This window comes from Glycomyces endophyticus (assembly GCF_039531525.1).
GTDB lineage: Bacteria > Actinomycetota > Actinomycetes > Mycobacteriales > Micromonosporaceae > Glycomyces > Glycomyces endophyticus.
In genome coordinates, this window is the sequence record NZ_BAAAQF010000022.1 from 25,946 (window position 1) to 46,345 (window position 20,400).

Annotated in this window: 23 protein-coding genes; 17 read left to right on the forward strand and 6 right to left on the reverse strand. The window is 72.7% G+C overall.

The window, feature by feature from the left end:
* Nucleotides 1–73 precede the first annotated feature (73 nt).
* Entirely contained in the window at nt 74–1,030 is a 957-nt protein-coding gene (locus ABD419_RS20810; RefSeq protein WP_344490577.1) for an alpha/beta fold hydrolase, read from the reverse strand.
* Nucleotides 1,031–1,116: 86 nt separating this feature from the next.
* Between ABD419_RS20810 and ABD419_RS20815 the strand changes: the two genes are divergently transcribed.
* The 4 genes from ABD419_RS20815 (at nt 1,117) to ABD419_RS20830 (ending at nt 3,905) form a co-directional block, all read left to right on the forward strand.
* Entirely contained in the window at nt 1,117–1,776 is a 660-nt protein-coding gene (locus ABD419_RS20815) for a TetR/AcrR family transcriptional regulator (protein ID WP_344490580.1), read from the forward strand.
* 201 nt (nt 1,777–1,977) lie between these two features.
* Nucleotides 1,978–2,607, forward strand: a complete 630-nt coding sequence (locus tag ABD419_RS20820) for a ClpP family protease (RefSeq protein WP_344490583.1) — start codon at nt 1,978–1,980, stop codon at nt 2,605–2,607.
* Nucleotides 2,604–3,194, forward strand: coding sequence for a ClpP family protease (locus ABD419_RS20825; RefSeq protein WP_344490586.1), 591 nt, complete (start codon nt 2,604–2,606; stop codon nt 3,192–3,194). The genes ABD419_RS20820 and ABD419_RS20825 overlap by 4 nt, the downstream gene beginning before the upstream one ends.
* Nucleotides 3,195–3,233: 39 nt before the next feature.
* Nucleotides 3,234–3,905, forward strand: a complete 672-nt coding sequence (locus ABD419_RS20830) for a GOLPH3/VPS74 family protein (RefSeq protein WP_344490589.1) — start codon at nt 3,234–3,236, stop codon at nt 3,903–3,905.
* Here ABD419_RS20830 and ABD419_RS20835 read toward each other — a convergent pair.
* Together ABD419_RS20835 and ABD419_RS20840 are read right to left on the reverse strand one after the other, a co-directional pair.
* The gene (locus ABD419_RS20835) at nt 3,902–4,558 is read right to left on the reverse strand and encodes a helix-turn-helix domain-containing protein (RefSeq protein ID WP_344490592.1); all 657 of its coding nucleotides are present in this window, start codon (nt 4,556–4,558) and stop codon (nt 3,902–3,904) included. The two genes, ABD419_RS20830 and ABD419_RS20835, sit on opposite strands and share 4 nt — an antisense overlap.
* Entirely contained in the window at nt 4,558–5,733 is a 1,176-nt protein-coding gene (locus tag ABD419_RS20840) for a sensor histidine kinase (protein WP_344490595.1), read from the reverse strand. The genes ABD419_RS20835 and ABD419_RS20840 overlap by 1 nt, the downstream gene beginning before the upstream one ends.
* A 220-nt stretch (nt 5,734–5,953) precedes the next feature.
* On the opposite strand from ABD419_RS20840, the gene ABD419_RS20845 reads away from it, so the two are divergent.
* The 6 genes from ABD419_RS20845 (at nt 5,954) to ABD419_RS20870 (ending at nt 9,789) form a co-directional block, all read left to right on the forward strand.
* On the forward strand, nt 5,954–6,196 hold the full coding sequence (locus ABD419_RS20845) for a LuxR C-terminal-related transcriptional regulator (protein ID WP_344490598.1): 243 nt from the start codon (nt 5,954–5,956) through the stop codon (nt 6,194–6,196).
* 190 nt (nt 6,197–6,386) lie between these two features.
* Nucleotides 6,387–6,647, forward strand: coding sequence for a hypothetical protein (locus ABD419_RS20850; RefSeq protein WP_425556147.1), 261 nt, complete (start codon nt 6,387–6,389; stop codon nt 6,645–6,647).
* A 150-nt stretch (nt 6,648–6,797) separates the two neighbouring features.
* On the forward strand, nt 6,798–7,514 hold the full coding sequence (locus ABD419_RS20855) for an ABC transporter ATP-binding protein (protein WP_344490600.1): 717 nt from the start codon (nt 6,798–6,800) through the stop codon (nt 7,512–7,514).
* Nucleotides 7,511–9,040, forward strand: a complete 1,530-nt coding sequence (locus ABD419_RS20860) for a hypothetical protein (RefSeq protein WP_344490603.1) — start codon at nt 7,511–7,513, stop codon at nt 9,038–9,040. Before ABD419_RS20855 ends, ABD419_RS20860 begins: the two co-directional genes overlap by 4 nt.
* Complete coding sequence (locus ABD419_RS20865; RefSeq protein ID WP_344490606.1) at nt 8,979–9,254, forward strand: hypothetical protein; 276 nt, start codon at nt 8,979–8,981, stop codon at nt 9,252–9,254. Before ABD419_RS20860 ends, ABD419_RS20865 begins: the two co-directional genes overlap by 62 nt.
* Complete coding sequence (locus ABD419_RS20870) at nt 9,247–9,789, forward strand: hypothetical protein (protein ID WP_344490609.1); 543 nt, start codon at nt 9,247–9,249, stop codon at nt 9,787–9,789. Before ABD419_RS20865 ends, ABD419_RS20870 begins: the two co-directional genes overlap by 8 nt.
* 16 nt (nt 9,790–9,805) lie before the next feature.
* Here ABD419_RS20870 and ABD419_RS20875 read toward each other — a convergent pair whose 3' ends face one another.
* Together ABD419_RS20875 and ABD419_RS20880 are read right to left on the reverse strand one after the other, a co-directional pair.
* Nucleotides 9,806–11,392 carry a lipase family protein gene (locus ABD419_RS20875; RefSeq protein ID WP_344490612.1) on the reverse strand — a complete coding sequence of 529 codons (1,587 nt, stop codon included), beginning with the start codon at nt 11,390–11,392 and terminating at the stop codon, nt 9,806–9,808.
* A gap of 131 nt (nt 11,393–11,523) precedes the next feature.
* Entirely contained in the window at nt 11,524–11,883 is a 360-nt protein-coding gene (locus ABD419_RS20880) for a helix-turn-helix domain-containing protein (RefSeq protein WP_344490614.1), read from the reverse strand.
* Between the two features lie 180 nt (nt 11,884–12,063).
* On the opposite strand from ABD419_RS20880, the gene ABD419_RS20885 reads away from it, so the two are divergent.
* The 3 genes from ABD419_RS20885 to ABD419_RS20895 are packed head-to-tail and all read left to right on the forward strand — an operon-like array spanning nt 12,064 to nt 15,515.
* Complete coding sequence (locus ABD419_RS20885; RefSeq protein WP_344490616.1) at nt 12,064–12,276, forward strand: heavy-metal-associated domain-containing protein; 213 nt, start codon at nt 12,064–12,066, stop codon at nt 12,274–12,276.
* Nucleotides 12,273–13,244, forward strand: a complete 972-nt coding sequence (locus ABD419_RS20890; RefSeq protein WP_344490619.1) for a heavy-metal-associated domain-containing protein — start codon at nt 12,273–12,275, stop codon at nt 13,242–13,244. Before ABD419_RS20885 ends, ABD419_RS20890 begins: the two co-directional genes overlap by 4 nt.
* A gap of 27 nt (nt 13,245–13,271) precedes the next feature.
* On the forward strand, nt 13,272–15,515 hold the full coding sequence (locus ABD419_RS20895; protein ID WP_344490622.1) for a heavy metal translocating P-type ATPase: 2,244 nt from the start codon (nt 13,272–13,274) through the stop codon (nt 15,513–15,515).
* 54 nt (nt 15,516–15,569) lie between these two features.
* Here the strand turns inward: ABD419_RS20895 and ABD419_RS20900 are convergent, their stop codons facing one another.
* Nucleotides 15,570–15,890, reverse strand: a complete 321-nt coding sequence (locus ABD419_RS20900) for a DUF3817 domain-containing protein (RefSeq protein ID WP_344490625.1) — start codon at nt 15,888–15,890, stop codon at nt 15,570–15,572.
* 360 nt (nt 15,891–16,250) lie between these two features.
* Here ABD419_RS20900 and ABD419_RS20905 point away from each other — a divergent pair, with 360 nt between their 5' ends.
* From ABD419_RS20905 to ABD419_RS20920, 4 genes are read left to right on the forward strand one after another with little or no spacing between them, the layout of a single operon-like run.
* Nucleotides 16,251–17,264 (forward strand): LacI family DNA-binding transcriptional regulator, encoded by a 1,014-nt coding sequence (locus ABD419_RS20905; RefSeq protein ID WP_344490628.1) that lies wholly within the window; start codon nt 16,251–16,253, stop codon nt 17,262–17,264.
* On the forward strand, nt 17,261–18,175 hold the full coding sequence (locus ABD419_RS20910; protein ID WP_344490631.1) for a carbohydrate ABC transporter permease: 915 nt from the start codon (nt 17,261–17,263) through the stop codon (nt 18,173–18,175). Before ABD419_RS20905 ends, ABD419_RS20910 begins: the two co-directional genes overlap by 4 nt.
* Nucleotides 18,172–19,014: a carbohydrate ABC transporter permease gene (locus ABD419_RS20915; protein ID WP_344490634.1), complete on the forward strand. Its 843-nt coding sequence runs from the start codon at nt 18,172–18,174 to the stop codon at nt 19,012–19,014. Before ABD419_RS20910 ends, ABD419_RS20915 begins: the two co-directional genes overlap by 4 nt.
* A 32-nt stretch (nt 19,015–19,046) precedes the next feature.
* A complete protein-coding gene (locus ABD419_RS20920) occupies nt 19,047–20,330 on the forward strand; it encodes an ABC transporter substrate-binding protein (protein WP_344490637.1) in 1,284 nt (427 codons plus the stop codon).
* Nucleotides 20,331–20,400: the final 70 nt, after the last annotated feature.

Consider the following 20,400-nt stretch of genomic DNA (forward strand, 5'->3'; position numbering starts at 1 on the left):
AGCCGCCGGAAGCGCGGTCGACGGCGCGGCACCGACCGTCACGCCCGCATCCCCGGCCCCGCCGACCCGCGCCTCACCCGCTCGGGTCCGGCCCCGCCTCCACACGCTCCGGCCCGGCCGCCCGGGCGGCGTTCTCCCAGACCTCGGCCGCGTACCTCGCGAACAGCGGCCCCGGGATGTCGTGCCCCACACCGGGGGAGAGGACCAGGCGCGCGCCCGGAATCGCCGCCGCGAGGTCGCGGGCCCCGGCGACCCTGAGCAGCTGGTCGCCGTCGCCGTGGAAGACCACGGTGGGGACCGCGATCGTGCCGAGACCCGGCCCGGACCAGTGCGCGCCGAGCTGGCGCCCCATCGTGCTCGGGTCGCGGACCGGACTGGAGGCGTCCCGCTCGATGCGGGAGCGGGCCTCGGCCTCGTCGAACGGGTAGCCGGGCGAGGCGAGCGCGCGGGAGACGGCCAGGCCCATCGCGAGGTCGCCCTCGCGGGTCTCGGGGAAGCGCAGGCGCGCCATCTTCACGACGAACCCGAAGCGGATGAAGCGCAGGAGCTTCACGCGCCCGGCGTCGGAGGAGACCGACGCGGAGAGCGCCAGGCTGCGGACCCGGCCGGGATGGCGCAGGGCGATGCGCTGCGCGCGCAGGCCCCCGTTGGAGTGCCCGAACAGGTGCGCGGAGGGCCAGCCGACCGCGTCGAGCACGGCGGCGGCGTCGTCTGCCACGTCCTCGCCCGTGTAAGCCGGGGCCTCCCTGCGGAACAGCGCGGTCACCGGACCCGCGGCCACCGCCGGGAAGTGCGTGGACTGGCCGGAGTCCCGGTTGTCGAACGACACGACGTGGAAGCCCCGGCCGATCAGCTCGTCGACCAGGCCCCGCGGCCACCAGAAGCGGGTCACCGCCGAGCCCATCACCAGGAGGAGCGGCTCGCCGCCCGCGCCCCCGAGGTCCTCGTAGGCGATGCGGACGCCGCCGTTGGACGCGAAGCCGGTGGGCTCGGGCGCGGCGGGCGGGGGAGAGGTCGGGTCCTGGCGCATGGCTCCTCCTCGGGATCGGAGTTCGCGAACGGTGTTCCCGAAGTCTAGCGTTCGGGTACAGTGTTCGCAAACGACGGGGGAGTGACATGGCCGACTACGACGAACCGATCTGGCTGCGCCCCGAGCGCGCCGCCACCGGCCGGCCCGCGGTGCGCAGCCGCCCGGAGATCACCGCCGCCGCGCTGGCGGTGGCCGACCGCGGCGGACTCGACATGGTCTCCATGCGCAACGTCGCCGCCGAACTCGGCACCGGCGGCGCCTCCCTGTACCGGTACGTCTCCGGCCGCGGCGACCTCCTCGACCTCATGGTCGACGCCGCCGCCGGCGGCGTCGAACTGCGCCCGCCGACCGGGGACCCCGTCGCCGACCTCGTCGCCGTCGGCGAGGGCCTCTACGCGGTCATGCGGCGCCACCGCTGGCTCCCCGAACTCGTCCTGACCCGCCCCACGCTCGGCCCCAACGCCGTCGAGGTCCTCGACCACGTCCTCGCCCTCCTCGCCGACCACCCCGGCGACGCCGGGTCCCGGCTCGAGGTCTTCGCCCTCCTCAACGCCGTCGTCGCCACCTTCGCCCTCAACGACCACGCCGCCCCCGACCGCCCCGCCCGCGCGGCCGCCTACCTCGCCCACGTCGCGGCGACCGGCGACCACCCGCGCATCACGGCCCTCCTCGACGGCCCCGCCCCGGCGCCGGCCCCCGACCACCGGGCGGCCCTCGCGAAGATCCTCACCGGACTCCTCGCCTGACCGGCCGTCCGACCTGAAAGGACGTCGCGGACCGGCCGGGCACTGGTGGAGGCCCGGCCGGCTCGCTCACCATGAGCACGCGCGGACCCGCCGTCCATGACGCGGCTTCGGCCCGCGAATCTCCGGCGCCGCTGCTGAGAGCGGATCTGCTCAGGGCGGATTCGATTGCGGGAGCGGCAGGGCGCGGCGGAGGGTGGGGGCATGAGCGAAGACAACAGGCCGCAGCAGTTCTCCGAACGCGTGCGGCGGGAGCTGTATCAGCAGCGCGTGCTCGTCCTCGACGGCGTGCTCGACGACGACAACGGGACCCTGCTCGCGACGCAGATGCTGTCGCTGGCCATCGACGACCCCGCGAGCGACATCTCGCTGTGGATCCACTCGCCCGGCGGGTCCGTGCCGGCGATGCTGGCGATCCGCGACACGATGCGGCTGGTGCCGTGCGACGTCGCCACACTCGGACTCGGGATCGCATGCAGCGCAGGCCAGTTCCTGCTCTCCGCGGGCACCAGGGGCAAGCGCCGGGTCCTGCCGCACGCGAGGGTCCTCATGCACCAGGGCTCGGCCGGGATCGGCGGCGCCGCCGTCGACATCGAGCTCCAGGCCAACGACCTGCGCTACACCAGGGACACCGTCCTGCGGCTCATCGCCGAGGACACCGGCCAGCCGATCGAACGGGTCTTCGAGGACTCGCTGCGCGACCGCTGGTACACCGCCGAGGAGGCCCGCGAGTTCGGGTTCGTCGACGGCGTCGTCACCTCCTTCGACGAGATCGCGCCGAAGGAGCGGCCCGGCATCGGCCTGCGGGTCGCATCCGAGAGGGGAACCCGATGAGCAGCTACATGATCCCGAACGTGATCGTCGACCAGGGCGGGCGCGGCGAGCGCGTCATGGACGTCTACTCACACCTCCTGGCGGGGCGCATCATCTACCTCGGCACCGCGATCGACGCGGGCGTCGCCAACGCGCTCGTCGCGCAGCTGCTCCACCTCGAGGAGTCCAACCCCGACAAGGACGTCAACTTCTACATCAACTGCGAGGGCGGCGACCCCAGCGCGATGCTCGCGGTCTACGACACGCTCCGCTACATCAGGCCGAAGGTCGCCACGCTCTGCGTCGGCCAGGCCGTGGGGGTCGGCGCGGTCCTCCTCGCGTCCGGCGCCGAGGGGATGCGCTCGGCGCTGCCGCACGCCCGCATCGTCCTCGACCAGCCCGCCGGGCAGGGGCGCGGACCGATCCCCGACCTCATCATCCAGGCCGACGAACTCGTGCGGGTCCGCGACAGCATGGAGCAGATCCTCTCGCGCCACACCGGACAGACCGCCGAGCAGCTGCGCGCCGACACCGACCGGGACCGCGTCTTCACCGCCGAGGCCGCGAAGGCCTACGGACTCGTCGACAACATCCTGGAGACGCAGTAGACGGGTTTCGGCGGGCCCGGATTCGCATACACTCTCCCGATGCTCATCGTTGAAGACCTCCTGCTGCTCCTGCTCGACGACGAGAAGGGGCACATCGCCGGCGAGGGGACGCTCTACTACCCCCTCGGCGGCGCCGTCCTCATGGACCTGGCGCTGGCCGGGAACGTGCGCTTCGAGGAGAAGCAGAAACTGTTCGGCACCGCCAAGGTCCACGCGGTCGACGACGCCGCGCCCGAGGACCCGCTCCTCGCCGACGCCTACGCCGTGATCGCGCCCAAGCCGCGGAGCGTGCAGGAGCTGCTCGTCATGATCGGCGCCACGCTCCGCGGCCGCGTCGCCGACCGCCTCGTCGAGCAGGGGCTGGTGCGCCGCGACGAGAAGAAATTCCTCGGCCTGTTCCGCTCCACCACCTGGCCCGCGGCCGACACCGCGCACGAGCGCGAGGTGCGCGAGGGGATCGAGGCGGTCCTCGTGCGCGGCGCCGAGCCCGACGCGCGGACCGGGGCGCTCATCGCGCTGCTCGCCGCCGGCGGCAGCATGCACCAGGTGCTCCACTACGACGAGCTCAAATGGAGCGAGCTCGAGCTGCGCGCGAACGAGATCGTGCAGGGCCAGTGGGCCGCCGAGGCCGTGCGCAACGCGATCCTCGCGACCAACGCCGCCGTCGCCGCAGCGGCCACCGCCGCCGTGGTCACCACCGTGACGAGCTAGGGGCCCGTCTCGGGCCAGAGGTCCACGAGGTCGCCAGGGCCGAGCCCCAGCGCCCGCTCGATGTCGCCGGGCGACGTCGCCTGCAGGTACCGGGAGACCGTGTCGGTGAGGTCGCGCCAGTACCCGCGCAGCGTGGACTCCGACAGGAACAGCGACCGGCTCAGCTCGGCGTACGTCAGGCCCCGCGCCCGGCCCGCCAGGACGTCGCGCTGCCGCGGCGTCAGGATCGTGAGCGCGCCCCGGCGCGCGAGCACCTCGATCAGGCCCGTCACCGCCGGCGGCGTCACCAGCTCCCCGTCGGCCACCGCCGCGAACGACGCCTCCGCCTCCTCCATCGAGGCCGCCTTCGACACCACGCCCAGCGCCCCCGCGGCCAGGCACGCCGCGAGCACGAACCGGCGCTCCTCCTGCGTGTACACGCACACCCGGTACCCCGCCTCGATGACCTGCCTGACGGCCGCGATCCCCTGGCTGGCGACCGGTTGCAGCACGTTCGCCAGATGCAGGTCCAGGATCACCACGTCGGCCTCCGGCCGCTCGCGCAGCAGCTCCTCGACGCTGCGGTGCACCGACGTGAACCGCAGCGACGGCAGCAGGACCGCGATCGACGCCCGCAGCGCCGTCGCGTCGTCCACCATCGCGAACCGCGCCATCAGGGCTCCTCTCCGCCGATCGGCGCGTACCCCGCCCGCAGGACCACCGTGGTGCCCAGGCCGGGCACGCTCGTGATCGCGGCGGTCACACCGCGCGTCGAGAGCTGCTCGACCACGACCTGGCGCAGCCCCACCCCGAACGAGTCCGGGGACGCGTCGAACCCGACCCCGTCGTCGTGAACCGTCACCGCCCAGCCCGCGCCGCCCTCGGCCTCCTCGGCGTGGATCACCACCCGCCCGGCCCCGGCGTGCTGGTGGACGTTGAGCAGCAGGCTCCGCAGCGCCGCGGCGAGATCCGCGGCCAGGCCCGGGTCGAGACGCACCCCGACCGCGAGGTCCGCGACCACCGTCAGCGGCATGTCCGCGTGCTCGGCGCCGATCCCCGACACCACCGCCGCCAGGTCCGTCTGGCCGGCGTCGGCCCGCGGCGCCCCGCTCAGGTACGCGCGCATCCGGTTCACCTCGGCCCCCGCCTGCACCCGCAGCCGCGCCCGCGTCGCCTCGTCCGCGGAGTCGTCGGCGAGCAGCCGCAGCAGCGCCGTCCCGTTGTGGACGGCGAGCCGGGCGCGCCGCTCCTCCTCCTCGCGGGCGACCCGCGCCGCGTAGGAGCGGGCCTCGTCCGCCTTGTCGCCCAACCGGAACACGATGCGGGCGCTGATCCAGGTGAGCGGCCCGACCGCGAGCAGCGTGAGCAGGTTCCCCGCCGCCGTCGGCAGGTCCCTGACACCGTCGACCGTCGGCGCCAGATAATGCACCTCGGCCGCGGCCAGCGCGAGCATGAGCGCCGCCCAGCCCTCCCGGCGGCGCACCCCGGCGAGCGAGCAGGCCACGCACACCGCGTACGCCAACTGGAACCCCTCCCAGGTCCCGAACCGCAGCCCCGGCGGCACCGTCCACGACCCCACCACCAGCAGCGCCACCGCCACCGCGACGTCCAGCACCTCCAGACCCGCGCCCGGCGGCCGGCGGCGCGCGAACGCGACCACCGCGATCCCGACCAGCATGCCCAGCGCCGCACTCCAGCTCACCGCCGTGAGCACCGGGTACGCCGACCGGTCCAGCGCGTACGGGACCGACGGCGCCATCTGGATCACCGTCGCGATGCGCATGCCGCCCACGAAGAACGCCACCAGGCGCTGCGCTTCGGAACGGGTGGATCCGGTCGGTAGGGGCACGATTGCATTCTGGCGTCCGGTGTCCACCGGCGACGAACCGCCCCGGCGGAAAAATGCGGATTCGTTGGTATCGGCGCCGTCTCGAGCCGCCCTAGCCTGAGGCCATGGGCACGCCCCCTCGACCTCGACCGACCGCGTCCCGACAGGCCGCCGGCCACCCCGCCCGCAGCCGACCGCGACCGACGACTCCCGGTGTTCAACGCCAGTTCGGAGAACGGCAATGCAGATAGAGCCCGCGCACCTCGACACCACCAGCTACCTCACCGTCCGGCAGCGCCGAGTGATCGCCTGCGTGGCGCGGGGCATGGCGAACACCGAGATCGCCGACGAGCTGTTCATCTCCCTGAGCACCGTCGAACGGGAGCTGCGCCGCGCCCGCCGCACCCTCCGCGCCGCCAACCGGGCCGAACTCGTCGCCAACGCCGCCTGCCGCGGACTGATCGCCATTCACCGATCTCCGTGACGGGTGCCCGTCACGGATTGACGGCCGCCCCGCAACGAGCGCGCGATCCCTTGACCGCGCACCGTGATGTTCGCCAGCATCGAAGGCACGGCACGGGACCGGCACATCAGCCCCGGCCGACTCCACAACGGTTGCGATCCGCAAGGGCCGCAGCCGATCTCCTCAGGATCCCATGGAAGGGAACATCGACATGACCGAGTTCATGACACTCGCAGGCGTCAAGGCGACCACCACCGGCGCCGCACTCGCCGAGAAGGCCAAGGACCGCTTCGACAACCTGCTCGTCCGCTACGACGCCTGGTTCCTCGTGTTCATCGCCGTCCTGCTCGCCCTCGGCGCGACGCTCCTCGCCGGCATGGCCATCTGGTGCCTGGTGAACCAGAAGGGCCGGTTCACCGGCTCCTGGCGCTGGGTGAACGGCATCTCGGTGTCGATGCAGTGCGTCCGGTAACGGGGACGCACCACACCGGCTGACACCGTCAGCTTGCAACAGTGGAGGGTTCGTCCGCTCCGGCTTCGTGCCGCGCCGTGCCTGGCGCGCGCCGGACGGGCGGGCCCTTCCGAATCCATCGTAACCGACAGGCATCGCGAAGGCGGGAACGTGAACGACCTCGAGATCACCGGCCTCACCTACTCCTACGGGCGCGAGGCGAAGGCCCTGGACGGCGTCGGCTTCGCCGTCCCGCGCGGATCGATCGTGGGCCTCCTGGGCCCCAACGGATCCGGGAAGTCGACCCTCATCCGGAACGTGTTCGACCTGCTGCGGTCGCAGTCCGGTACCATCACCGTCGACGGCCTCCCCCACACCGCGCCCGAGGCCAAGCGCAAGGCCGTCTACCTCTCCAGCAACGACTACCTGCCCGAGTTCCTCACCGCCGCCGAGTACACGGCGATGATCGCCCGATTTTACGGCCTCGAAGCGGACCGCGAGTCGGCCCTCGACCTCTGCTCCCGGTTCGCCATGGACGGCCGCTACGACGACCTCATCGAGGACTACTCGCACGGCATGCGCAAGAAGACCCAGCTCATGACCGCGCTGCTGGTGCGCCGGCGCCTCACCGTCATCGACGAGACCCTCAACGGCATCGACCTCGAGGCGATGCACCTGGCCGAGAAGGAGCTCGCGGGCCTGCGCGACGACGGGCTGTCGGTCCTGCTGTGCACCCACGACTTCCCCGTCCTCGAACGGCTCGCCGACCGGATCGTCTTCCTCGACCGCGGCCGCGTCGTCCACGACGCCCCCACCGCCGAACTCGTCGCCGACCACGGATCGCTCGACACCATGGTCCGGTCCCACCTCGAATCGGGCGACCGGTGAACCTGCGCGTGCGGCAGTCGCGGTACCTGGCCGCCCTGCTGCTGCTGTTCTTCCGCCGCCGGGTGCTCCGCTCCGGCGCCTTCCGCTCCCGCACCGTCCGCGCGGGGGCCGCGGTCCTCGCGGCCCTGCTGTTCGCCGTGCTGTGCGCCGCCGCGTACCTGTTCCTGGAGCCGCTGGCCCTCACCCCCGAGCTGTGGGAGCTGATGTTCGCGATCAGCACCGTCTCGCTCGTCCTGTGGGTGATGGGCGCGTTCCTGGTCATCAAGGTCCTGTTCATCAACGCCGCCGACATGCTGGAGCTCTCGTACCAGCTGCCGGTCACCAACCGCGAACGCGGCTTGGCGTTCCTGATGTACGAGGCCGCCATCACCGGCGTCGTGGTGGCCCTGGGGTTCTCGGCGCTCGCGGTGACCTCGCTGGCGCTCATGGGCCTCGCCGCCGTCCCGTACCTGCTCACCGCGTTCGCCGTCCCCGCCTTGGTCGTCTACCTCGGACTCGGGGTGCTCCACCACCTGCTGGTGCGGTTGTGGACCCTGCTGCGGCTGGGGGGCATCGCCGGGCTCCTGTCGGTGATCGTGCTGTTCCTGCTCCTCGTCTGGTACTCCACCACCATGAACGCGACCATCGTCGCGATCACCGACGGGTACTACGACCGGACCGGGGCGTTCCACTGGCAGACCGCGGTCGCGTCCATGTGGGACCGGAGCCCGGCCGTGGCGCTGGCGGTGTCCGCGGTCGCCGTGGCCGCGCTGACCGCGGCGAACCTCTTCCTGACGCCGAGCCAGTACGTGCGCCAGTCGCGGTTCCTGGCGGTGTTCACCGGCCGGTACGCGGGCCGCGTGCTCCACCCCTACGACTACTGCCTGGTCCGCAACTCCCAGACCGCGGTCGCCGCCGTGATCGCCGTCCTGCTGTTCGCGTACCTGCTGCTGGCCGGGAACGGCCTCAACCCGATGTGGAGCCTGGTGGCGCTCTCAACGGCTGGCCTGTACCACTACGCCGGGACCGAGCCGCTGCGCCGGCTGCCGTCCGCGACCCGGTCGGCCGCGGTCGTCTACCTGCGGCTGTGCAAGGGCCAGGCCCTGCTCCTGGTCGCCTTCGCGGTGCCGCAGTTCCTGATCGGCGCCTTCGTCGACCCGGTGGCGATGGCCGACTCCGCCACGCCGGTCCTCAGCGCCTTCGCCGGCATCGTGCTGACCGTCTGGATCTCCGTGGTCTTCCCCTCGGAGAAGAACAACCCGTTCTCCGTCCTGCTCGGCATCGCCTGCGCCGCGGTGATGTTCGGCCTCATCGCGATCGGCCTGGGCATGCTGCACCTGCCCGCGCCGCTCACGCAGGCCGTGCTCGCCGCCTGCGCCCTGGTCGTCGCCGCCCATTCCATCGTCGAGATCCACGCCAACGAATCAAAGAGGAGAAACCGTGAAGAAGTTCCGGATCATCGTGGTGTCGCTCGGGAGCTCCCTGGTGATCACCCTGGCCGCCACCGTGGTGGCGCTGATGCTGCTCATGTTCTCCACCAGCGGTGACGAGCCGGTCCGCAAGACCGCGCTCTTCGACGCCGTCTACTTCGAGGTCACCGAGGCCACCGCCGACACCACCAGCGTGACCATGGGAGTCGACGGGTTCGTCCCGCTGCTCGTGGTCTTCGCGGTGGTCGCGGCCTTCATCGCCCTGGTGCAGATCATCCTGGACGCGCTCCAGACCCGGCGCCGGCACCTGCTGGCCCAGCGGAGTGAGTAGCGCCGCCACCGCCGCCCGCTCCGGACGCGCCGTCCGGAGCGCGGCGCTCGCGGTGGCGGCCCAGGTGCGGCCGCTGCTGCTGCTCGCCTCGCTGATCCTCGGCGCGGCGCTGACCTGGGCGGCAGTCAGCGGCGACACCACGCAGCTCCCGGTGGCGGCCTGGATCTTCGCCGCGGTCGTCGCGGGCCTGACCGGCTCCTTCGTCCTCCACGAGTGCGCCCACGCCGCGGTCCTCGAACGCCTGCCCGCGGTCACCGCCGTGACCGTGGAGCGCACCCGGGCCCGCATCTCGGTCATCCCGCACGGCCGCATGACCGGCCGGCAGTCGGCGGGGGCCGCCGCCGCGGGCCCGCTCGCCGCCACCGCCGCGGGCGTGCTCCTGGCCCTGCCTGAGGCGACGCGGCCGCTCTCGTGGTGGTACCTCGGCCACGCCGTGTTCCTGCTGCCGGTCTTCGGCGACGGCCTCGCCCTCCTCAAGGGCCTCCTGACGGGATCGGGCGTCATCGAGACCCGTCCGGCGGCCCCCGAACGCTGAGTGACTCCGGTGCGCGTCAGAACCGCCCGAACAGCCAGGCCCCGGGGCGGTCCTCGCCGACGCAGAACGCGCGCACCGCGTCGACGAGGTCGTCGACGCCGACCCTGCCGTCGCCGTCGCCGTCCAGCTCGCGGGAGGTGCGCTCCGCCTCGGCGGAGTCCAGGCGGCACGCGGTGAGGAGCCGCGCGAGTTCGGCGCGGTCCAGGACGCCGTCGCCGTCCTCGTCCACCAGGCCGACGACCGCTTCGGCGAGCGGGCGCACGGCCGCGGCGAACCCGCCCCCGCTCCGCGCCTCCCTCGCGGCCCAGTCGCGGTACTCCGCCGCGGAGACCGCGCCGTCCTCGTCGGCGTCCGCGGCGGTGCGCACGGCCTGCCACAGCCGCCGGTAGCCCCCGCGCACCGCGGCCGCCTCACTCGACCGCGGACCGCGGCCCAGGGAGCGGGCCAGCCGCAGGGCGAACGCGTCGTAGTCGTCGCGGGCGAGGCGCCCGTCGCAGGACCGGTCGAGCAGGTCGAAGCGGTGCGCCGCGACTTCGACCGGGGCCGCCTCCGCGGCCAGGTGCGCGCGCCCGAACGCGAGGGCGCCGGGATGGCCGACGGCGAGCATGTCGGCGTGGGCCGCGCCCTCGTGCGGGACCTCCAGGACCGCGGCGCCGGCCCCGCGGAGCCCGTCCGCGAACACGCGGATCGGCTCGTAGGGCAGGATCTCGTCGGCGCGGCTCGCGGCGATGAAGACCGGCCGGTCGAGATAGGTCACCGGGACGCTCGCGGCCGCGAGGACCGCGGCCACGGCGGGGACGGCGGCGATCCCGGTGGTCCCGGCGCGGTCGTTGCTCACGCCGCGCACCGCCCGGCACATCTCCTTGAGCGTCGCCCCCGCGGCCTGCGCGACGAGCGCGGCCCCGGCGGGCGCGAGCAGGCCGGACACGTCGAAGCCCGGATGGGACACGCGCACGCCCGCCAGCGTCAGGACCGCGATCGGCGAGAGCGGGGCCGCCCCGTCCGCGGTGAGGTGGGCGACGAGGTCGGCGACGCATGCGGCCGGTGCGAGGGCGACGGCGCCGCGGAAGTCGAGCTCGGGGGCGTAGCCGGTGGCGATGTTGGCGACGTGCATCGCGGCGTGGCCGCCCTGGCTGAACCCCGCGACGAGCCAGGCGTCCGCGACCGGGTGGCCGAGCCCGCGGAGGGCGCGCACGGCGTCGATGACGTCGTCGGCGACGGCCTCGCCGTTGAAGTACGGGTGCGGCCCGGGCGTGGCCAGGCCCTCGTAGTCGGTCGCGGCGACGGCGTACCCGGCGGCGAGCCAGCGGCCCACGTGCGCGCGCTCGAGGCGGGAGAACCCGGTCTTGGACGGCGCCGAGGCGTTCGACAGCCCCGTGGTGCCGTGCGCGAAGGCCACGACCGGCCAACCGGCGTCCGGGGCCGGCCCGGCGGGCAGGAACGCCGAACCCGAGACGAGGCGCCGCGCCCTGTCGAAGCCGAAGCCGCGGTAGAAGATCCGGTACCCGGCCGCCGCCGGGGCCGGCCAGAGGCGCCGCGGGATCGGCCGGTGCCGCACGAGCGTTCCAGGGGCCCAGGCCGGGCCGTCGGCTTCGAGTCGCATGGGTCAAGGAGACGTCCGGCGTCCTCCTCGCACCACCCTCAACCGCCGCACCACCGGGTACGCGCGCCGGTTCCGTCCAGGCGCCGCGGCGGGCCCGCCCGGCGTCGCGGACCGGGCCCGGACCGCGGCCGCTAGGCGGCCAGCGCGTACGCCGCCCGGCACACCGGGCCGGCCGGGGGAGCGGCGCGGTCGAGGATGATCCGCTCGGCGACCTGGAGGACCAGGTCGCCGAGGCTCGTCTCCAGGGCGCCGGCCACGGCGGCGATCATCTCGCTCGACGGTTCCTTGACGCCGCGCTCCATCTCGGAGAGGTACTGCGGGGAGATCCCCGCGCGGTCGGCGGTCTCGCTCAGGGTCTCGCCGCGGTCGCGGCGGGTCGCGCGGAGCTGCTCGCCGAGGGCGTCGCGCCACAGCGGCTCCCTCCGCTCGCTCGGTGCGCTCGGTCGGGTCCGCTCCGGCGCGTCGACCGGGTTCGGGGGAGTCTCAGCCATGGTTCACGGTAAGCCGCGGCGCCCGGCGGATTCAATCCATTCCGCCCACGGCGGAATCCCGCACGTCAGGGGCCCGGCGGGAGAAAGTGGGGCCCGCCTGTTGACTTGATACCCCTAGGGGGTATAAATTCAGATCAAGGAGATACCCTCCTGGGGTATGATTGAGCGAGAGGAACCGTCATGAGCGTCATCGAATACCAGGTCACCGGCATGACGTGCGGGCACTGCGAGTCGTCCGTGCGCGAAGAGGTCGGCAAGATCGGCCCGATCTCGCGGATCGACGTCAGCGCCGCCACCGGCAGGCTCGTCGTCACCGCCGACGCGCCCGTGGACGACGCCGCCGTCCTCGCCGCGGTCGACGAGGCCGGCTACGAGGCGGTGCGCGTCTCATGAGGACCCCCGTCAAACTGGGCGCCTTCGGCCTCGGACTCGCCGCGCTGTTCGGGGGCACCTTCGCGCTCGCCGCGAACACGGTCCCCGAAGGCGCCGTCGAAGACCGCCTCGCCGAGGCCGAACCCGAGCACGACATGGAGATGGAGACCGAAGTGGAAGACCACGGCGGCCACGAGGCCGACCCGGTCCGCGGCCTCTCGATCGAACAGGACGGCTACCTCATGAGCGAGGTCGCCGCCCCCGCAGTGGTCGGCGAGGAAGGCGTCCTCGCCTTCGGCGTCACCGCCCCCGGCGGCGCCCCGCTCACCGAGTACACCGAGTCCCACGAGAAGGACCTCCACCTCGTCGTCGTGCGCGCCGACGGCGCCGAGTTCCGCCACGTCCACCCCGAATTCGACGGCGAGACCTGGTCCCTGCCCTGGTCCTGGGCCCAGCCCGGCACCTACCGCGTCTTCGCCGACTTCGTCCCCGGCGACGCCGCCGAGGAGATCGACGTGACCCTCTCGCAGACCTTCGAGGTCGCCGGCGAGTACGCGCCGCGCGCCGAGAACCCGGTCTCCCGCACCGCCGGCGTCGACGGCTTCGACGTCACGATCACCGGCGACCTCTCGGCCGCCGCCTCCGAGCTCCTCATCGAGGTCGCGAAGGACGGCGAACCCGTCACCGCCCTGGAGCCCTACCTCGGCGCCTGGGGCCACCTCGTGGCCCTCCGCGAAGGCGACCTCGGCTACCTCCACGTCCACCCCGAAGGCGACGACCCCGAGCCAGGCACCACCTCCGGCCCCACCGTCGCCTTCGCCACCGCCGCGCCCACCGAGGGCCGCTACCTGCTCTACTTCGACTTCCAGGTCGACGGCGAGGTCCACACCGCGCCGTTCGTCCTCGACACCGACGGCACCGAGCCGGCCGCGCCCGCCGAGACCGAGTCCCCGCACGGGCACGACGGCACCGACTCCCACGACGACTGAGCGACCGAGCAGAAGAGAGGAAGACCCATGGCATCGGCCCCCGCCGCCGCGAACCGCATCGAACTCGAGATCGGCGGCATGACCTGCGCCTCCTGCGCCATGCGGATCGAGAAGAAGCTCAACAAGCTCGACGGCGTGACCGCCAGCGTCAACTACGCCACCGAGAAGGCCCGGATCGAGGCCCCCGCGGGCACCGACCCGGCCGAGCTCATCGCCGTCGTCGAGAAGACCGGCTACACCGCCGCCCTCCCCGCGGCCCCCGAACCCGAGGCCGAAGGCGAGGACCGCCCCGACCCCGAGCTCACCTCGCTGCGCGACCGCCTCGCCGCCTCGATCGTCCTGTCGGTCCCGGTCATCGCCATGTCGATGGTCCCGGCCCTCCAGTTCGACTACTGGCAATGGCTGTCGCTCGCGCTGGCGTGGCCGGTGATCCTGTGGGCGGCCTGGCCGTTCCACAAGGCCGCCTGGACGAACCTGCGCCACGGCGCGGCCACGATGGACACGCTCATCTCGGTCGGCACGCTCGCCGCGTTCTCCTGGTCGGTGTACGCGCTGTTCTGGGGCACGGCCGGCGAGGTCGGCATGACCCACCCGTTCGAGTTCACCGTCGAGCCGAGCGACGGCGCCTCCAACCTGTACCTCGAGGTCGCCGCCGGCGTCACCATGTTCATCCTGGCCGGGCGGTACTTCGAGAAGCGCTCGAAGCGCCGGGCCGGCGCGGCCCTGCGGGCCCTGCTGGAGATGGGCGCCAAGGACGTCGCGGTGCTGCGCGGCGGCGCCGAGGTCCGCGTCCCGGTCGCGCAGCTCGCGGTCGGCGACGAGTTCGTCGTCCGCCCGGGGGAGAAGATCGCCGCCGACGGCGTCATCGTCTCCGGCACCTCCGCGATCGACGCCTCCATGCTCACCGGCGAGTCCGTCCCCGTCGAGGCGGGCGTCGGCGACCCGGTCACCGGCGCCACCGTCAACGCCGGCGGCCGCCTCGTCGTCCGCGCCACCCGCGTCGGCTCGGACACGCAGCTCGCGCAGATGGCGCGCCTGGTCGAGGAGGCCCAGTCCGGGAAGGCCGAGGTCCAGCGCCTCGCCGACCGCGTCTCGGGCGTCTTCGTGCCGGTGGTCATCGCGATCGCGGTCGGCACCCTCGGGTTCTGGCTCGGCGCCGGGTTCCCCGCGGCCTCGGCGTTCACCGCCGCCGTCGCCGTCCTCATCATCGCCTGCCCGTGCGCCCTGGGCCTGGCCACGCCGACCGCGCTGCTCGTCGGCACCGGCCGCGGCGCCCAGATGGGCGTGCTCATCAAGGGCCCGGAGGTCCTGGAGTCGACCCGCCGGGTCGACACGATCGTGCTCGACAAGACCGGCACGGTCACCACCGGGAAGATGTCCCTCGTGGACGCCCTCCCCGCCGCGGGTGTCGACCGGGCCGAGCTGCTGCGCCTCGCCGGCGCGATCGAGCACGCCTCGGAGCACCCGGTCGCCCAGGCGATCGCCAGGCGCGCGGCCGAGGACGGGCCGCTCCCGGCGGTCGAGGACTTCCAGAACGTCGAGGGCAAGGGCGTCCAGGGCGTCGTCGACGGGCACTACGTCGTCGTCGGCCGCGAGCGCCTCCTCGCGGACTGGAAGCTCGAACTGGACCCGGCGCTCGCCGAGGCGAAGGCCGACGCCGAGGCCGAGGGCAAGACCGCCGTGGCCGTCGCCTGGGACGGCGAGGCCCGCGGGGTCCTGGTCGTCGCCGACACCGTCAAGCCGACCAGTCTCGAAGCGGTCGCCCAGTTCAAGGCCCTCGGCCTGACCCCGGTCCTGCTGACCGGCGACAACCAGGCCGTCGCCGAGCGCATCGGCGCCGAGGTCGGCATCGACGAGGTGATCGCCGAGGTCCTCCCCGCGGACAAGGTCGCGGCCGTGGCCCGGCTCCAGGAGCAGGGCAAGGTCGTCGCGATGGTCGGCGACGGCGTCAACGACGCCGCCGCGCTCGCCAAGGCCGACCTCGGCCTCGCCATGGGCACCGGCACCGACGTCGCGATCGAGGCCGCCGACATCACGCTGGTGCGCGGCGACCTGCGCGGCGCGGCCGATGCCATCCGGCTCTCACGGCGCACGCTCGGCACCATCAAGGGCAACCTGTTCTGGGCCTTCGCCTACAACGTCGCCGCGATCCCGCTGGCGGCCCTGGGCCTGCTCAACCCGATGCTCGCCGGGGCGGCCATGGCCTTCTCCAGCGTCTTCGTCGTCGGCAACAGCCTGCGGCTCCGCTCCTTCAAGAGCCGCGCGCACTGAGTGAACGCGAAACCGCCCCGGCGATGCGCCGGGGCGGTTTCGCGTTCGCGAGGTCTACGCGGGCTGGGCCACGGCGCGTTCGGCGGCGAGGAACTCCTCGCGCTTGCGGTGGTGGAACCAGAACGGCGCCAGCGGGACGACCGAGCAGGCGAGCGCGAGCAGCGTGGTGCCGAAACCCCAGCCGAGGCGGCGGCGGATGAGGAGGGTCGAGCCGACCAGCAGCGCGAAGAGCGCGCCGTGGAGGGACCCCAGCGGCATGACGAGGTCGATGTCGGAGACGCGGCTGAGGCCGGACCCGAGCACGAGGAGGAGCACGAAGGACCAGCCTTCGGCGAGGGTGAGCATCCGGTAGAGGAAGACGGGGTTCTTGGCCATGGCCGGGACTCCTTCGGTCGGTTTCCGCGCCGAACGTAGCACCGGCCGCGCGCCGGCCCGTGCCGCGGAGCCGCGGGTGTAGGCCGCACCGCAGGGGAGCCGGGTCGGGCGGCCGCGGAGGTGGTCCGGCGGCCGCCGCGGCCGGTGCGGACACGCCCCGTCGCGCTCGCATCCACCGCCACCGCGACCGAGGCAGACGAACGCCCCACCGGGGTCCGACCCCACTCCTCCCTGCAGGCCCGACAGCGGGTGGGAGCGGTGCTGGTGTGACTGCTGTTGCGTTTCGGAAGATCTCTGATATCGTTCTTGGAAACGTTCTTAAGAACGTTCCCAAACCCCTTCTACCTCGCAGGGATGAGGATGGCTGAGACACCGAAGTCCAACCTCCAGCTCGTGGCCGCCAAGGCCGGCGTGTCCGTGTCCTCCGTGTCGCGGGTCCTCAACGGCGGCTCCGCCTCCGAGGGGCTCGCCCGCAAGGTGCGCGAGGCCGCCGCCGAGCTCGGCTACGTCCCCCACGCCAGCGCCCGCACCATGCGCACCGGCCGCACCGACCAGATCACCCTCGCCGTCGCCGACGTCGGCAACCCCGTCTACGTGCAGATGATGCGCACCGTCACCGGGATCGTCGCCAAGGCCGGCTACCGGCTCGTCGTCTCCTCCACCGGCAGCGACCCCGCCTCCCAGATCGACCTCGTCACCAGCCTCAACCGCGGCTACGCCGACGGGCTCCTCATGAGCCCGCTGCGCATCACCGAGGACCTCGTCGAGGCCATGAAGTCGAGCCGCCTCCCGATCGTCGTCATCGGCACACTCCCCGCCGACGTCGAACTCGACAACGTGCGCGCCGACTCCGCCACGGGCATCGGCCTCGCCGTCGAGCACCTCGTCGCCCAGGGCCGCCGCCGCATCGCGCTCGTCAACGGCCCCGTCGACACCGTCCCCGGCTCGGCCCGCCTCGCCGGATACCTCGCGGCGATCGAGCGGTTCGGCCTCACCACCTCCTCGGAACTCCAGGTCACCGCCGCCGCGTTCACCTACCGGGCCGGGCGCAAGGCCACCGCCGCGCTCCTCGGCCAGGCCAGCCCCGACGCGATCATCGGCGCCAACGACCTCCTCGCCGTCGCGGCCCTCAAGGAGCTCGCCGCCGCCGGGACCCGCGTCCCCGAGGACGTCGCCGTCGTCGGCATGGACGACACCGACGCCGCCGAGCTCGCCACCCCGTCGCTGACCTCGGTGGACCTCGGCTCCGCCAAGCGGGCCAAGGCCGCCGCGAAGCTCCTCATCCGCCGCATCCAGGACCCCGGCGCCCCCGTCAGCCGGATCGTCATCCCCCCGGCCCTGTCGGTCCGCGAATCCACCGGAGGCCCGGCATGACCGCCCTCGCCGCACCCGCACCGCCGCGCCGGCGCCGCCGCTCGACCGAGGGCCGCGACGCGTGGCTCCTGGTCCTGCCCGCGCTCCTGCCGGTGATGCTCTTCAGCGTCTACCCGCTCGTGTACGGCGTCTTCCTCGGCTTCACCGACGCCGAGGCCGGACTCAACGCCGAGACGAATTTCAACGGGCTCGACAACTACGTCGCGCTGGCCGGCAACGAGCTGTTCTGGAACTCGTTCAAGATCGGCCTCATCTGGGCCTTCTCGGTGACGATCCTCCAGTTCCTGGCCTCACTCGGGCTCGCGCTGCTGCTCAACCTGAACCTGCGGCTGCGCTGGCTGGCCCGCACCCTCGCGCTCGTCCCGTGGGCGATGCCGCCGGTGATCATCGCGATCATGTGGCAGCTCATGCTCAACCCGAACTACGGGCCCGTCAACCGCACCCTCGAGTCGCTGGGCCTGCCGTCCTCGATCAACTGGCTCGGCGAGTCCGCGATCGCGCTCCCGGTGGTCATCGTCGTCGGCGTGTGGGCCGGGATGCCGCAGACCACGATCACGCTCCTGGCCGGGCTCCAGTCGGTGCCCGCGGAGCTGAACGAGGCCGCCGCCATCGACGGCGCGAGCACCTGGCGCCGGTTCTGGCACGTCACGCTGCCGGCGCTGCGCCCGATCGTCACGGCCATCACCACGCTCGACCTGATCTGGAACTTCAACTCCTTCGCGCTCGTGTTCGTCCTGACCGCGGGCGGCCCGGGCGGGACCACGATGCTGCCGAGCCTGTTCGCCTACAACGAGGCGTTCCGGTACGGCAACTTCGGCTACGCCGCCGCCATGGGCAACGTCATGGTCGTCCTCATCGGCGCCTTCCTGATCCTGTACCTGCGCGCCCAGATGCGGAGCCGGAACTCATGAGCAAGTCGATGCGCAACCCCGTCGCCCGCCCGCTCCAGTACCTGGCGCTCCTGGCGTACATGTGCTTCCTGGCGTTCCCGCTGATCTTCCTGCTCACGACCGCGTTCAAGACCGACCGCGAGATCCGCTCGCCCGACCCGTCGTTCCTCCCGCAGTCGCTCAACTTCGACAACTTCACCGCCGCGATCGAGCGCGCCGACCTCTTCCAGGCCGCCGCCAACAGCCTGCTCACGGCGGTCACCACCACCGCGATCGTCACCGCGGTGTCGCTCCCGGCGGCCTACGCCCTGGTGCGGTTCCGCACGAGGCTGCGGGCCGTCGCCACCGGGTGGATCCTGCTGTCGCAGGTCTTCCCGTTCATCCTCATCATCATCCCGCTGTTCCTGCTGCTCAAGGACATCGGCCTGGTGAACACGCTGCTGGGCCTGGTCCTGGTGTACGCGGTGTGGGCGCTGCCGTTCGCGCTGTGGATGCTCCAGGGCTACGTCTCGGCGATCCCGGTCGAACTCGAAGAGGCCAGCGCCGTCGACGGCGCCGGCCGGCTCAAGACGCTCTGGAAGATCGTCCTGCCGCTCCTCGCCCCCGGACTGGTCGCGACCAGCCTGTTCACGTTCATCAACTCCTGGAACGAGTTCTTCTTCGCGCTCGTGCTCATCCAGGACCCGGACATGCAGACCCTGCCGCTCGCCCTCGCCCGCTTCGTGGGCGCCGAGGGGCAGGTCCAACTCGGGCCGCTGGCCGCCGCCGCGCTCATCGCGTGCGTCCCCAGCCTCGTGTTCTTCATGCTCATCCAGAAACGGCTCACCGCCGGACTCCTCAGCGGCGCGGTCAAAGGCTGACCGTGCCGACCACTATGGAAAGAGAGAAAGCAATGCGCACTCGCACCAGCGCCAGCGTCGCCGCGGTAGCAGGCCTGCTCGCCCTGCCAATCGCGCTCACCGGCTGCTCGGCCTTCGGCGTCGGCGACGACGGCGACGACGGCGGGAAGGTGACCCTGACCTTCCAGTCCCTCGCCTACCAGGACTCCACGATCGCCGCCACGCAGGAGATCGTCGACGCCTGGAACGAGGCCAACCCCGACGTCCAGGTCGAACTCGTCCAAGGCTCCTGGGACAACGTCCACGACCAGCTCGTGACCCAGTTCCAGGGCGGCACCGCGCCGGACATCATCCACGACGAGTCCGCCGACATCATGGGCTTCGCCGAGCAGGGCTACCTCGCCGACCTGAGCGACCCCCTCAGCGACGACACCAAGTCCGCGGTCTCCGACGACATCTGGGGCACCGTGACCGCCTCCGACGGCTCGATCGTCGCCGCCCCGACCCTGCTCCAGTCCTACGTGGTCTTCGCCAACACCGACGCGTTCGCCGACGCCGGCGTCGAGCTCCCGGCCGGCGACGCCCTCGCCTGGGACGACTTCCAGTCCCTCGCCACCCAGGTCGCCGGCGACGGCGGATTCGGCCTCGGATGGGGCCTCCAGCAGCCCACCGCCGCGGTCATGAACCTCTCGCTCGGCTTCGACGGCACCTACTTCGACGGCGACGCCATCGACGTCGGCGCGAACGAGCTCGCCGTGCCCGAGCGCATCCACGCCATGGCCTACGAGGACGGCTCGCTCGACCCGGTCTCCCTGACCCAGTCCGGCTCCGACGTCCTGCCCGGCTTCTTCGACGGCAAGTACCCGATGTACGTCGCCGGCAACTACATCGCCCAGCAGATCACCGAGTCCGCGCCCGAGGGCTTCAACTGGGCCGTCCTGCCCCCGCTCGCGGGCACCGCCGGCGCCGTCCAGGCCGCCAACCCGCAGACCATGTCGGTGGCCGCCGAGTCCGAGCACGTCGAGGAGTCGGCCGCGTTCATCGACTTCTTCATGCAGCCCGAGCACCAGGCCGCGCTCGCCCAGGGCGACTGGCTGATCCCGTCCTCCACCGCCGCCCGCGACCTCGTCGCCGAGCAGACCGCGGGCTACAACGGCTGGGGCGCCATCCTCGCCTCCGGCGAGGGCCTCTCGGCCGCACCGTTCCAGTCCGCCGTGAACTACCCGCAGTGGAAGGACCAGTACGCCACCCCCGCCCTCCAGCAGTACCTGGCGGACGAGATCACCGTCGAGGAGCTGCAGGCGCAGCTCACCGACGGCTGGAACAGCCTCGGCTAGCACCGCCCGCGACACCTCCGCCCGCCGGGGCCCCGGCCCCGGCGGGCACCCGAACCGAACTGAGGAGACA